Genomic DNA, 201 nt, shown 5'->3' on the forward strand with positions numbered 1-201 from the left:
TCTATTACTTCGGCAAATAGCCCTAATGACCTGCCTCTGCTTTTAAGTTTAGTACAGGGTTCTCGTCATGATAGCGTTACTTTCGTTTTCGCCTGGGCAGAATTACTGGACTTATATCCTGAATTTAAGTTTACAAAAGCCATTTTAGATTCTGCTCATGACGTCTACGATATTTACCGGTTACTTGCTGCCAATAATACT

1 pseudogene is annotated in these 201 nt (G+C 39.3%); it reads left to right on the top strand.

From position 1 onward, the window contains the following. Window positions 1-201 (top strand): annotated as a pseudogene (locus tag JDF658_RS14720) (hypothetical protein); the annotation flags it as partial.

Origin of the sequence: Carboxydocella sp. JDF658, assembly GCF_002049395.1 — a bacterium.
In the GTDB taxonomy this organism is placed as follows: domain Bacteria; phylum Bacillota.